Here is a 13,112-nt window from a genome sequence, read left to right on the forward strand (position 1 = left end):
TTGAGTCTGTGCGCATGGAGAGTCCGGTGAACGTCGCCGAAGAAATGACTGCGAGTTCGCAGCGCCGCTGTTTCGATTCCGCACCATGCATCTGGTGCGGGGCTGCTACATTCGACCCATCCCTGGAGCACATCCTCCCGGAGGCGTTGGGATGCCCACCCGGCTTCGTACTTTCCAATGACGTCTGCGCTAAGTGCAACAACGGTTTCGGGCACCTCGACCGAGCCCTACTGCGCCAATTCGAGCTGATTACCTTTCTCGGAAACGTCCCCCGAAAGCGCGGAAAGGCTCCATCGCTCGACAGCTGGAGTTCGATCCTTGGGCGCTATACTGAAGCCGGGCCAGAACTGCACATCAATGGGGGTCCGGGACCCGCCGAAGCGTTCGGCAAGAGACTGAAGCCTGCTCAGGCGACGAAGGATCTGGAAAACCTGTCTTTCAAGGCGACGGACGGCTTTGCGACCGTCAAGTTCTCCCAGCGGTTCGGGGACGATCCAAAATTTGTCAGAGCGCTCTACAAAGTCGCTTTCGGTGTTGCTGTCTACTGGCTCGGTCCAGCAGTTGCGAGCACGCCGGAGATGGCTGCGGTCAAGAAATTCGTGCGAAAGGGCCGAGGCGAATTCAGCGCCGTCCTTATCGCGGGTTCTCGCCGCCATGATCACCACTTTGAGCCACCATACCGCGAAGAGGACACCGCCTACTTGGCGGTCGGCATGCGCATCTTCGGGATTGATTTCGTCACCGACTTCGATCCCGGGCAACGACTGACCGCCAAGATGGAGACATTGCTGACAGCTCAACGACATCAAAACTGGACCATTCTTCCTCCTTGTCGGTAAGGTTGCTTTGCGCTCCAATCGCGAAAGTCAGCAGTTTCAACGGCAAGGCGGTCGCGGTTCGACTTGGACTGGATGCGCGTGCGCGCAGCAGCTCGAACGCGCGTAGCACGCCATCTGATCGAAGATCGCCCGTCTGTCGTGCCACCGTCCGATTGGCGCGAGGTGGGCGGCGTTATGAGCGGCACCACGGCGCTGATACGTCGTAGTCCACCCCCACCGCATCGGCGGTCGCTTGGGATTGCTTCTGCCGAATTCCAGCGTATCCTGCTGCAGCGCACGTGAGCACAAGGTGGCGCCTGGCGCCTCGACCAGCCACCATTTTAAGAACCAGCGTCGGCATGGCGGCCGAAAATGCTGAGGCAAGAGACCGCCATTTCAAGAGGAAAACTCGTCATGGATTCCCATGCCGTTATTGCGTCCCTGCCAGTCGCCGGGGCCGACCGCTCTGTACTTATTGCTGCCGCCAACGCGGCTTTCGAGGCTGTCCTTGAGCGGATTGAACCCAACAATGAGGCGCTAACCAGAGGCCTTTGGGATGCTGGTGACTACGTCGACAATCAACTGTTTACGGATCTGATCACCCCCGACAAGTTGCCGATGCGGCGCGACGAAGTTGCGTACTACATCGACGTCTTCCTGGTGCATCACGTCATCGGATTGGCAACCGAAGCGGACAGAGAGGCCGCCGAATCCCGGTCTTAAACCTCGCCCGCAGCAAGCTCTGATTACCGCGGCGTTTTAGGGGGCAGCGCCATCAATATCTTGACCTTTGCCGCCACCTCTTCCAGGGTGGCGGTAAGGCGGTTTATTTGCGAGGCGGTTGCCGCCAGTTCAGGGCCGTAACGGGTAACGAGATACTCCCGGTTCCGGCTTAAAGACTGAAGATGCGTGGCGGTTTTCGCGCGAAGGCGCAGCCCGGCTGCCAGCGCGTGTTCTGTTCGCGCCGACAGGTCGTGCTGCATTTTGCGGACCTGATTGGGATTGTGCCCACAGTGGAGCAAAAGCGCGGTCAGATAGAGTTCGATCGCATGGATCGCCGACAATCTGAACGGCGCGCGTGTCAACGGTTTGCCGGGACGGCCTTGTTGAAGGAGCAAGTTTGCCGCCTTGCGATATTCCTCCGCCAGCTCGTGAAGCTGCTGCGGGGATGCAAGCTCACCGGGATATTTGCGTTCTTCGATCGTCATTTGCGCGATCTGAAAATGCTAAGGTGCAAACTTCGTAGATTAAGATCCATGGCTCCGCGCGTCTCTTCACTTCGCTATTCGATATCGCTCCCTGCGATGTTCGCCAACAGCGGGGCAGTCGGTCAGAAAGGCGTCGTCGACTTACTATAGCGACGGCTCGTTGAGATGCGTCAAAATTTGACCAGACCGCACTGGATCGATCCTGTCTGCCTCTGCGAGTGCCCAACGTTGCCATGCTTCCAGTGCCGAGGCGTCGATATAGGCCGAACCTTCATCGATCGCGCGACGGACGCGCTCAACAAGCGCGCGAATGTCTTCAGCTTGACGTAGCAGCTCTCCGCTGTTCCGCAGGTTTTTGCAGGCGCTTTTGGTTAAGTTGAACCAGCCGTTCCTGGCGCTGTTTCTCCTTTTCAATCCGCTCCCGCTCTGCACGCTCCTCGGCTTCCCGCAGGCTAAGGCGAAACTCTTTCTCGCTCGCCACGATGATCGCAGCCGCAATCTCAGCGATCTTTGATTCGAGCTCGACGTCACCCTCATCCTGCCAAGAAACCGTATTCTTGCGGTCGAAACCCGGATCGATCCGCCGGCAAACGGGGTTGATGCTGGCAGGTCTGGCGCCGGCCGCATGTACCCATGCTGACGCACGGTGCGGTGGCTGCCGACTATTTGTATGTCCAGACCCAGATGGGTATCGCCTATAATTGCTCGCGCGTGAATTTCTCCATCGCGCTCGTAGGCATCGCCGGCATGGCCGCGCTTACTGAGCGCCAAAAACAGCGCATTGAAGATCTTCAGCCGTCGCTTGCCGGTCTGGTTCACCAGTCGAAGAAGCGCGTTAGCCAAGCGTTGCTCGACCTGTTCGGTTGCCAATTCCATGACCCGCGCCTGCGTTTCCTAAGTCTGCTGCCAACCGTCTTGAATGTTCCCGCGGCAAGGACAGGGAAACGTGGCGATAAATCCGGCCACACGGCGTTCGGCCAAACCGGAACCACGCAGTCGACCCCACCGCTCATGCCCGGCAAGCAGCACATAGAATGAGCGCGCCTCGGACTCCCGCTCGAAGATCGGCGACTCCTTCGCAAACCGTACGGACGGGGGTCGTTGAGAACGCTGTCGAGTTCCGCGGAGTTCAGGCCCCCGAACAGCGACAGTCGCGCGATAACCGAGCGGTCAAGCGGCAAACTCAGCTCCTCACTGCCTCATGACTCCACAGCGGCGCCAGACGGGCCAGCTATATTTCGCGCAGCAGTTGCGCCAGCGCAAATCGCTAGCCCGCGCGGTGGGCTCGAAAGTTGCAGCGGTTGAAGCCGTGACGCACTCAAGAAAGGACTTTCCCTTGAAACTTCGCCTGATTACCGCCGCCGCCGCCCTGCTCGCTCTTGCCGGCGCCGCAAATGCCGAGGAACACATTGTCCAGTTGCTGACAAAGGGAGACAAGGGTTCCATGGTCTTCCAGCCCAATTTCATGAAGGCGGCACCGGGCGACACGGTCAAGTTTGTGCCTGGCGACAAGACCCACAATGTCGAAACCATCCAGGGAATGATCCCCGACGGCGCCCAGGAGTTCAAGGGCAAGGTTGGTGAAACGATCACCGTGACCCTGACGCAAGAGGGCGTCTACGGCGTGAAATGCAATCCGCATTACGGTCTGGGCATGGTGGCGCTGATCGTGATCGGCAAGCCCGTGAACCTCGACGCGGCGCAGGCCGTCAAGCAGGTCGGCAAGGCCAGGACCGTATTCACTGAGCTGTTCAGCCAGGTGACGAAGACGAACTGATCCCAGCCGAAGGCCGGACGACCGAGAGGTCCGTCCGGCCTTCGCCAAAGCCGGAAAGGCTCCGGGCATCCATCGGTCGCTTCAGCACCGCATCCTTTCCACCCTTGACATCCGGGCGACCGAGAGTTTGTCGGGGCCAAAAAGGAAGCGCCTACTGCCAATATGCCGGAAAAACCGCGACGACAGCCAGCTTCAACTTCGGAAAATACGTAGCACGGGCTTGCCCTCCGGACACGGGATACTTCCCAGATCGGCCATGTCAACCTCTCCGAGGCGTCCTCGCTTCGGTTTGCCCGTTATGCGGGATCCCGAGTGTGTTCTTAATCCCTTCAGTGTCGTCTCGCGTTCTTCGATCGGATCGAGGCCTGCCTTTCGGTTCGAATGCTTCATGCGACCGGCAGGCAGCGTGCGGACTAGCAGCCAGACCTGAGGTGAATATGCGGGAAGCATCCACCATGTGGATGCGTACCCATCCGAACAATCGATTTGTTAGATCTGCTTCTCGAAAGCTAACCCTCCTAGTCATGGAATCATGAGGCTCTGGACGGCGACGCTGGCCTAACAAATCAAGGGGGGCTGCACGTAGGAGAATCGATGCGCAGAAAAATCGCAGGCGGGGTTGGTGGCATTTTGGGTCGGCCGACCGTCAGTTTCGCTCCGTCAACAGGCCTTCACATGCTCTTATCCGCGACTATTGCAGGCGTGCGGCTTGCATGCTCCTGCGATTACCCGTTCGAAAGAGCGGTTACGAGTACTGCGACGAGTTGCGCGACTTCTGCTGTCGTCGCCGGCCTCATAGCCGACGGTGACGTGCTCAATGGATTCTCCTACTTTGATTAAGAGATGAAATGCGAACGCTGCTCGTTGATCATCATGCGGATCTTGCACGCGCGGTGCGCGTTGCGCTCGCGGATAGCGGTTTCGCCGTTGATGTAGCTTGTACTCTGGAACAGGCGTCGAGTGCATTTCATTGCGCGAGCTATGAAATTCTCCTGCTGGAGATGGCTCTGCCCGATGGCGATGGCTTGGACTGGCTGAGGCAGCTAAGGAGCGAGGGTCATTCAGTTCCTGCCGTCATTATGAGTAACATCAACGATATCGAGAGCCGAATTGCCATTTTCAACGGTGGCGCGGACGATTTTCTGGTCAAGCCCGTCTGTCCTGTTGAGCTCATCGCCAGAATGAGAGCCATTCAGCGCCGGTCGATACAGATGACCGACCCCATCCTTGTGTTTGGCAATCTCACCTTCGACCCGATCGGCCGACAGGTTTCCGTTGCGGGTCATCCGCTGACGATCGCACGCCGCGAACTATGTATTCTAGAGCATCTGCTTAACCGTGCAGGCCGCATCGTGCCGCGTGAGCAGTTGGAGGGTCACCTCTATTCGTTCAACGACGAGGTATCTACCAACGCGCTTGAAGTCGGAATCTATCGCTTACGTAGACATCTGAGTGGGTCAGGTGCAACGCCACGGATCAGGACCGTGCGTGGCATTGGTTACATTCTTGAATTGCCGGGCGCGGCATCCGCATAGTTGGTCGAATGTGAAAGAAAAGACTGTCTTGAAAATCGTTCCAACTCGTCATCCTGGCACCAATCGGCGGCCGACCCTCATCGACGGTTCGAGAGCTACCGTTTGTCTTTACTTAGGCCCTCTCCTCTGCGCGCTCATGCTGTTATCTCCACGTTCTGCCGTGGCCCAAAACAACGGGGATGAAGGGGCGCCGCGTGCCGCTTCCAATAGTATCAATGCCACGCTGAACCTTTCCTCTTCGCTCGGCAAGACAGTTCATCTGCCCGCGCCAGCCGCGACCATCTTTGTCGCCGACCCGACGATCGCGGATTATCAGGCACCCTCGAACAAAACCATTTTCGTCTTTGGCAAGAAATCCGGGCGGACCAGCCTATTCGCCTTGGACGACAACGGCGAGGCTCTCGCCGAGTTGCATATCGTCGTCACGCAACCGATTGGAGATCTGCGGGCCATGTTGAGGGATCAGGTCGGCGACCATCCGATCCGCGTCAAGTATACCCCGCGCGGCGCAATCCTTAGCGGTACAGCGCCCGATGCCGAAGTCGTCGACACTGCGAAAAGAGTTACTCAGCAATTTCTCGGTGACGGTGCGCAGGTCGTCAATAACATCAAGGTCGTTGGGTCCTTGCAGGTTAATCTGAGTGTGCGCGTAGCGGAGGTCTCCCGTAACGCCATGAAGGAACTCGGTATTAACCTGTCCGCCTTCGGTCAAATCGGCACTTTCAAAGTGGGTTTGTTACGCGGCGCCAGAGGTGCTGGCTCTGGTGCAGCTAATGGTGGTGGTACAGCCGAAATAGGATTCAACGATGGCAATATCAGCGTCGGCGCGGTTCTCGACGCGCTCGCCAAGGAGCACATCGCTTCCGTCTTGGCTGAGCCGAATCTCACTGCGATGTCCGGTGAAACCGCCAGCTTCCTCGCCGGCGGCGAATTCCCCATTCCTGTCCCCCAGGAAAATGGGCAAGTCTCGATTGAATTCCGTCACTTCGGCGTCAGCTTGGAATTCGTGCCAACCGTTCTCAACAACAATCTAATCAACATTCACGTAAAGCCGGAAGTCAGTGAACTATCGTCACAAGGTGCCGTTCAAATCAACGGTATCTCCGTGCCGGCAGTTTCCACGCGCCGAGCCGATACAGTCGTCGAACTCGCCAGCGGGCAGAGCTTTGCAATCGGTGGTCTCATCAGGCGTAACGTCAGCAATGATATCAGTGCTTTTCCCTGGCTCGGCGAAATGCCGATCCTTGGCGCCCTGTTCCGTTCGTCCTCGTTTCAAAAGGAAGAGTCGGAACTGGTTATTTTGGTTACGCCTTACATCGTAAGGCCGGGCTCCAGCCCCGACCAGATGAGCGCACCCACGGACCGGATCGCGCCGGCTTTGGACGGCGGGGCCACTGTGACGAATTCGCCGGCAAGTCCGCCGCGAAGCGGCGCTACTACCCGCACCGGCGCGCCAGGCGCCAAGGGCAGTGCCGGCTTTATCATCGAATAGCTGTGGTCGAATGACGTTGCGGATCAAAGTTCTCCTGGTCGCTCTTACGGCAAGCCTAAGTGGCTGCGTAAGCCCGCCGATCTATGTCGAGCCATCGACCCCGATCCTTATCCGGCAGGAGACCGCCGTCCTGATGTTAGAGAGTCTTCGCGCTTCCGAACGGCAGCGTTTGCGTGTTTTCCTTGAGAGGGCCAGTCGCGGTCGGCGCGATGCGCTTCATCTGCTTATCAGCGGGTCGGCCCGGCTCAGCGCAGAGGCAATCCATCAGGCCAGGCAGATGGGCATCGATGCGTACAACATCCATTTGCTCGACCAACACGTCGGGGGCGCAGCGCGAATAGAGGCGATCGTCTATCATGCCCGCCCCCCTGTCTGTCCGTCGTTTTCCAGTCCGTTACTCAATGACAAGTCCTTCGACCAGACGCTTGGCTGTTCGACACGCCATAACCTCGCGGTGATGGTCAACGATCCGCGCGATTTATTCGACAACAAGGCAGTCAAGCCAAGCAATGGTGATCGCGCTGCCATACCAGCTGCCAAATACAGGACATTCACGACGGAGAAAAGTGGCGACTGATGCCGCCAGGTCCTTTCCTCTTCGCCCGGTAGACTCTGGCACCTGCTCAAGCACGCACCATCGCGTCGTAGCATTTGGCGATGCGCAGACCGTGTCAATGCACGATCGTCGCCTTATCGAGGTCATTGAGCTTCGATGACCCAGATGGTAATAGCCTGGCGCCTCACCTCACTACGGCGCTCTTGCGTGGGCGCGGCGCTGGCGACTTTGCTTGGTGAAACTGCGGTCACTGTCACGCTGATGGTGTGACGGAGTCGGGACGGATCCCCCCAAGCACCCTTTTGGCGATGGGGACGACAGCAACAGCACTGAGCGGCGATCTTTGTTGGCGGGGTTTTGAAGGCTTCGCGTGTCCTGGAAGCGCGGCGACTTGGTTCAATGGCCAGGCGGCCTCGATCTTGGCCAGGTCGTGTCGACCAAGGTGGCGCGGCTACGTGGCCGCGCGCCACGCGGCAGGTGTTGCGGGTCCCCATGGCCACCGGAGGCCCCCATCTTCACGGGCGCTGCACCTCATCAGCATGATCGCGCTGTGCGCAACTGATGGTGCCATAAGGCTCCCTTTCCTCACTATCGAGCAGGTCCTCGTCCCGATCGTGAAGCTGGATGGCATCGTTATCATGGACACCTTGCCGGCGTGCGGCCGGTGTCCACGGCGCGATCGAGCTGGCCGGCGCGGCGCTTAACTTTCTGCGCAATCCAGGCGGTGTAAAACACGGCTGACAGTCGCTGGCGAGACGCCGGCCTCAGCGGCGATCTGTTTGCCCGTCCAGCGCTGGCGGCGCAGTCGTTCGATGGTCTCGATAATCGCTGCAGGTGTCGGCCGGCGCCGCGATACGGCCGGGACGAACGACCCACTTCCGCACCGTCCGCGGGCAGACGCCTGCGGCTTCGGCGACGGCCTGCGGCGTCTGCCCGCTCTCGACCTGCCTTACAATTCGCTCTCGACCGCGTGGCATAAGCCGGGCATTCTTATGAACGTTCATCCGGTCCTCCGAGAATCACTGAAGCTTCGACAACCTCAGCTTTCCCGGTCTGGACCGGATGGGCAACCTACTGAAAGCTCACAGCTAGATCGCGACCGTCCGATCTTCCAGACGCCGATCAGATCTGCGCGGTAAAGGCAAACTTGCGCGGCGGGCTGATTGATAGAATGGACGAAGCACGCGGAGGGTGCGCATTTGTTGGTCAGGCCACGTCTTGGAATAATGGCGTTGTTCCGATCTGGCTGGGAACGCCAGCGGCTTGCACAGGCTCGGCCGCAAGGCGTGCTTGCAGGTTGTTCAAATAGCCTTCCGCATAGGTTTGCGCCATGGGAACCGGCAGATTGATCCCGGCCGTCGCGGCCTCTTCTATCGCCTTCTTCACGAGCCCGTTTTTAATTGCCAGCTTGACCTCGGGACCCGCGACAAGGCTGAGCGCCTGCGCTCCGACACCGATGCCAGCTTGTACCAGCGCCTGCTTCATATTGCCTCCGGTAATGGCTGTACGAACAAGATTTTCCGCTTGCGCCTGTGATGCAAGCGCCATCGATGCGAGATCGGCTACTTGTCCGATGGCCGGGATGAAGCTGAGCAATCCCACCGCCGTTGCAGCCCAGTCAAGCACTTGAGAGTGCACCTTGAGTACGGAGTCGACTGCGTGCATGAAGGCTCCGCCGTTCTTTTTGGCTGACTTGACATCAGGCTGGTCCGCCCGGCCCATCATCATGTCCGAGGCGGCGTCCTGCTCTGCAGCGGTTTTGGGCGCATGGGTCTTTGGCTGCTGAACGGTGCGGTTCGCAGACGACATGCTGTCGTTGAAGTGGGCAAAGTCTTTTTTGCTGACGTCACCGGAATCGACCGTATGTCCGCCGCCGAAGTCGAAAAACCCACTGTGGGTCGTATAGCCCGTAATCGAATTGTTCAGCAGACCGAACAAAAGAGGATCTGAGAGGAGCTGCGAGGCCGTTTGCCGTACTTTCGGATCGAGGCTCTTGTCGTCTGCCATGCTCGCCAGCTTGTCACGAGTCAGGTCACCGCGTCCAAAGAAGGCGTCCTGATGGCTGTTAATCGTCTTGAGCGTATTCAGCTCGGTTCGCGTGAGGCTCATTGACGATGAAGCAGCTTGCAGGAAGTCCTCTTTGTGGACCTTGTCTGTCGTACCACCGCACAGCTGCTTCCAGGCATCGGGGTGACTGACGAAGTATTGAGCTGCCGCAATGACCTGGGGCGGACATTTGCCGGTCTTCGCTTCGCCATCGACGATCTGCTTGAAATCAGCCAGGCTCAGGTCCTTGGGCAGGTTGTCGGAGTACCGGTAAAGCTCGCGCAAGGCATCGCTCAACGTCATGACCGACGGCTGAGGATTTCCGGTGCTGTCGGACGGTATGTAGTTCTGTGTGTAGCTTTGCGCCTGTCGGTCCTGAAATGCGGCAATTTGTGAGTGATGGCTGGAGAATCCGGACAAATCCTTCTCCGTGATCTTGCCGCCACAGCAGCCATCGCCCTGCGAGCCGATCGCATGAAAAAGCTCTGGATCCTGCTGCAATCCCTCGATCGCCGCTTTCAGATCCGGCGGCGTAGAGGGATCATTGGCTTTGTCCCCCAACGATTTCCAACTGAGCGGGCATTGGTCCTTGTGACGGTTCAGCACTGCCACTATCTGCAACTCGGGCTCGGTCAGCGAGCCACCGTTCCACGTGATTCTCTCGCTTTTTATGGGCGCCGGCGCAACGGAACGGGAGGCAACCGCAGAGGGCTGCGGGTCCTGCTCCATTGATTCGATTGCTGCCCTCATATGTGGCGGCAGCAGGTCCAATGGGTGCCGGCACAATTCTTCCAACGACGACTCGACATCCGGCAACAGCGATTCCGATGGGTGCCGGTACAATCCTTCCATCGACGAGTCGAGATTCCCCGGCAGCGGGTCCCGGAGCGCGAAGGGACCGGCCATTCCCCCGATCCGGTAAATGGACAGCATCGCATCAAAGGACGATGCGTTTTGCTGGGTCTTGTCGAACGCAGATATCGGGCCCGACCAGACCCGTGCGGCCTGTGAGGGGTTCGGGCTGTTGGACTGCGGGAGGTTCGGGCCGTTGTAAACGTCAGTGGCGTTATTGATTAACAATTTTGGCTCCTCAGATGTGAATTTGCAATCCCCCACAAGGGCGACGCCAAATGTGTTCACGAACGTTGACAATTCCGAGCATTGGCCGGGTCACCAAATTGCCCCTGGCCGTACTTTAATTGCTCCGCTCCTGGATGGCTCCAAGGTTCAACTCCAGCACAATGGCCGGCGATCGTTGATACTGGGTCTCATCATGAGCGGTTCAGCTTTCGAGAACCTGACGGATTCAAAAGAACTCATAAAGAGGAGGCGGCTGCCGGTAATGTTTTCTCCAGAAGCTGCGGCGTATCCATAGATGTCATTTCTGACCCAGTTCAGGCTTCCCGCCAACGCCATCCGGTTGCGGCACGTCAGAAGAATAAGAGGCTTCCGGTCGTCCATCGCGGACGACCATGGTGGAGGAACCCCGAAACAATATCAGCACCGTTTCCCTTGGCGGCGTCTCAGCGACGTGAGGCTGCGCCTGCGCCTCCGCCACGAGGCCGTTGAACGTCTGCTCCACGAGCGCGATGAAGCGCGGTGGACCGGAAACCAAGACGAGGCCATTTCCCGGCGCGGGTCTCACGGCATAGCGGTCATCGGAGATCTCAAGCTCATCGAGGGCGCCCTTGAACGCGTCGAAGCGAATCGGAGTCAACACAAGCATCCGCGTTTGGGCTTCCTTTGCAGCGGACACATAGAGCACAAGCCCATCATAGTACCATTGGAGATCGTACAGCTTGGTCAACCGATCGAGGAACTCGCGCGGTGGCAAATCCGGCATACGCCCGCGAATCCGCCCCTTCACCTCGGCGCTGATGTTGACTCGGATATTCAGGTTAGTGCCGAATTCCTGCAACGCGGCAGAGAGATCCTGATCTAGAACCGTATACCTATAGGGTGTCGAGGGGAACGACAGAGGGACGCCGAGAGTTGTGTGGATTCCGATGGAGAGAAAAGATCCGACCCAGAGAAGTCTCTTCAAGCTGTGCAGGATGGCGGATCGGATGAGCGTTCTTGACATCTCGTCCTGATAAACCAAAGGCTGAGTTTCTCACAATCACTAAAGTCGCCAATGTGACTTCTTACATGACTACGTGACTAAACGACGCTCCCGTCAGCTTGTCGTCAGGTTGCCTCTCTAGGTATCGACCGCAACAGCGGGTGATAACCGGGGCTGGACTCATCCCAAGTCAAAGAGAAAGCAATCGAGTCCTTGCATGATGATGCCTGTCGCGTCGATCTCTGCCAGTCTGACGGACTCTCTTCCCAGGGTCGCGTCACCGTCATTCGGCGAGCAGGCCCAGTTTGAGCGCGCGCTGGCGCAGGCGGCCGCCTCGATAAAAAACGATACCGCGTCGGGGCCAGGGAGAGCGGTGCCAGTTCCTCCACAGTTGGATGTTCAACGCGCGACTGCGCAGACAAGCCCACTGGGCGATCGCGTGCTCCAGACGATTTCTTCCATGTACCGGGACAATGCAGTTACTTCTGCCGCGCTTGACCATCAGGTAGGCCTTGCGAAGGGCGCCGCTCTACCTGTGTCGGCGCAGAAGCTCCCTGTCGAAGGTGGGGGAGCGGGAATGCGGATGTCGGGCGTTCCGCAAGCGGGGCATGATTTCGAATCGATGATTGCTGATCTGCGGGATGTCTACAACGGCGTCACCCAAGTTGATCTTATTTCCAAAGGTGTCAGCGGCATCACCTCATCTGTGAACAAACTATTAAAGGAAGGATGAACGGCGCACATGATTGGCTTAGCCCACGGCGAAATTATGCATAGTCGCCCGTCCGGTTGGCGATCGCTTCATTTTGTCGTGCTGCCGCTTCTCCTCGCTCTGACAGGGTGCAAGGTCGATCTCTACACGCAATTGCAGGAGCGCGAGGCGAATGAGATGCTCGCGCTTCTGATCGACAGCGGGGTTGATGCGGTCCGGGTTGCCGCCAAGGATGGGACCAGCACGATCCAGGTCGACGAAAAGCTGCTTGCCTTCTCAATCAACCTCCTGAATGCCAAGGGGCTGCCGCGCCAGTCTTTCAAGAACCTCGGCGAGATATTCAATGGATCGGGCCTGATTGCCTCGCCGACCGAGGAGCGTGCTCGTTACGTCTATGCCCTGAGCGAAGAGTTGTCGCGTACGATCAGCGATATCGATGGCGTCTTCTCAGTACGTGTTCATGTCGTTTTGCCGAACAACGACCTGTTACGAGCGGGCGGCACGCCATCCTCGGCCTCGGTTTTTATCCGGCACGACGCCAAAGCAAATCTCTCAGTTCTGCTGCCGAAGATAAAGCTGCTCGTCGCCGACAGCATCGAAGGCCTGTCCTACGAAAAGGTCGAAGTGGTTTTGGTGCCAGTGGTTTCCGCGCATGAGCAACGGGCCGTACCGGCGACTGTTTCGGCCCAAGCATCTAGGTTCGTTCCGGCGCCACTGCTGGCAATCGTGATCGGTGTTGCCGCAGCTGTATTCGTAGTGGCGTGCTATCTCTTAGCCAGTGTTCTTAGGCGTCGGCGCAAGCAATCATCGGGCAAACTATCCAAGGTCGAGGGCCGCTCGGGTGTTTCCGCTGTCGGGGCCATTCACAAAAAGATCATCGGCGATACGGCGTAGGTAACATTCCCA

The 13,112-nt window shown here is 58.4% G+C and carries 13 protein-coding genes and 1 pseudogene; 10 read left to right on the plus strand and 4 right to left on the minus strand.

The window, feature by feature from the left end:
- Positions 1-26: 26 nt before the first annotated feature.
- Both JQK88_RS29970 and JQK88_RS29975 read left to right on the plus strand, forming a co-directional pair.
- Entirely contained in the window at positions 27-839 is an 813-nt protein-coding gene (locus JQK88_RS29970) for an HNH endonuclease (protein WP_203280335.1), read from the plus strand.
- Between the two features lie 393 nt (positions 840-1,232).
- Complete coding sequence (locus tag JQK88_RS29975; protein ID WP_203280336.1) at positions 1,233-1,541, plus strand: hypothetical protein; 309 nt, start codon at positions 1,233-1,235, stop codon at positions 1,539-1,541.
- 23 nt (positions 1,542-1,564) lie between these two features.
- Here the strand turns inward: JQK88_RS29975 and JQK88_RS29980 are convergent, their stop codons facing one another.
- Complete coding sequence (locus tag JQK88_RS29980; protein WP_203280337.1) at positions 1,565-2,026, minus strand: hypothetical protein; 462 nt, start codon at positions 2,024-2,026, stop codon at positions 1,565-1,567.
- Positions 2,027-2,402: 376 nt separating this feature from the next.
- Here JQK88_RS29980 and JQK88_RS29985 point away from each other — a divergent pair, with 376 nt between their 5' ends.
- From JQK88_RS29985 to JQK88_RS30010, 6 genes are all read left to right on the plus strand, one after another.
- Positions 2,403-2,540, plus strand: coding sequence for a hypothetical protein (locus JQK88_RS29985; protein ID WP_203280338.1), 138 nt, complete (start codon positions 2,403-2,405; stop codon positions 2,538-2,540).
- Positions 2,541-2,659: 119 nt separating this feature from the next.
- Positions 2,660-3,064, plus strand: a complete 405-nt coding sequence (locus tag JQK88_RS29990; RefSeq protein WP_203280339.1) for a hypothetical protein — start codon at positions 2,660-2,662, stop codon at positions 3,062-3,064.
- 298 nt (positions 3,065-3,362) lie between these two features.
- A complete protein-coding gene (locus JQK88_RS29995; protein WP_203280361.1) occupies positions 3,363-3,803 on the plus strand; it encodes a pseudoazurin in 441 nt (146 codons plus the stop codon).
- Between the two features lie 848 nt (positions 3,804-4,651).
- Entirely contained in the window at positions 4,652-5,338 is a 687-nt protein-coding gene (locus JQK88_RS30000) for a response regulator (RefSeq protein WP_203280340.1), read from the plus strand.
- Between the two features lie 28 nt (positions 5,339-5,366).
- On the plus strand, positions 5,367-6,830 hold the full coding sequence (locus JQK88_RS30005) for a type II and III secretion system protein family protein (RefSeq protein ID WP_203280362.1): 1,464 nt from the start codon (positions 5,367-5,369) through the stop codon (positions 6,828-6,830).
- Between the two features lie 10 nt (positions 6,831-6,840).
- Entirely contained in the window at positions 6,841-7,407 is a 567-nt protein-coding gene (locus tag JQK88_RS30010; RefSeq protein ID WP_203280341.1) for a CpaD family pilus assembly lipoprotein, read from the plus strand.
- A 700-nt stretch (positions 7,408-8,107) separates the two neighbouring features.
- Here JQK88_RS30010 and JQK88_RS30015 read toward each other — a convergent pair.
- The 3 genes and pseudogenes from JQK88_RS30015 to JQK88_RS30025 form a co-directional block, all read right to left on the minus strand.
- Positions 8,108-8,390, minus strand: a pseudogene (locus JQK88_RS30015) (IS481 family transposase); the annotation flags it as partial.
- Positions 8,391-8,592: 202 nt separating this feature from the next.
- The gene (locus JQK88_RS30020; RefSeq protein WP_376740475.1) at positions 8,593-10,512 is read right to left on the minus strand and encodes an HrpF/NolX family T3SS translocon protein; all 1,920 of its coding nucleotides are present in this window, start codon (positions 10,510-10,512) and stop codon (positions 8,593-8,595) included.
- 298 nt (positions 10,513-10,810) lie between these two features.
- The gene (locus JQK88_RS30025) at positions 10,811-11,515 is read right to left on the minus strand and encodes a secretin N-terminal domain-containing protein (protein ID WP_203280342.1); all 705 of its coding nucleotides are present in this window, start codon (positions 11,513-11,515) and stop codon (positions 10,811-10,813) included.
- Positions 11,516-11,711: 196 nt separating this feature from the next.
- On the opposite strand from JQK88_RS30025, the gene JQK88_RS30030 reads away from it, so the two are divergent.
- Both JQK88_RS30030 and sctJ read left to right on the plus strand, forming a co-directional pair.
- Complete coding sequence (locus tag JQK88_RS30030) at positions 11,712-12,227, plus strand: nodulation protein NolB (RefSeq protein ID WP_203280343.1); 516 nt, start codon at positions 11,712-11,714, stop codon at positions 12,225-12,227.
- 9 nt (positions 12,228-12,236) lie between these two features.
- Positions 12,237-13,100 carry a type III secretion system inner membrane ring lipoprotein SctJ gene (gene sctJ / locus JQK88_RS30035; protein WP_203280344.1) on the plus strand — a complete coding sequence of 288 codons (864 nt, stop codon included), beginning with the start codon at positions 12,237-12,239 and terminating at the stop codon, positions 13,098-13,100.
- Positions 13,101-13,112 lie beyond the last annotated feature (12 nt).

The organism is Mesorhizobium caraganae (assembly GCF_016836705.1).
GTDB classification, from domain to species: domain Bacteria; phylum Pseudomonadota; class Alphaproteobacteria; order Rhizobiales; family Rhizobiaceae; genus Mesorhizobium; species Mesorhizobium caraganae.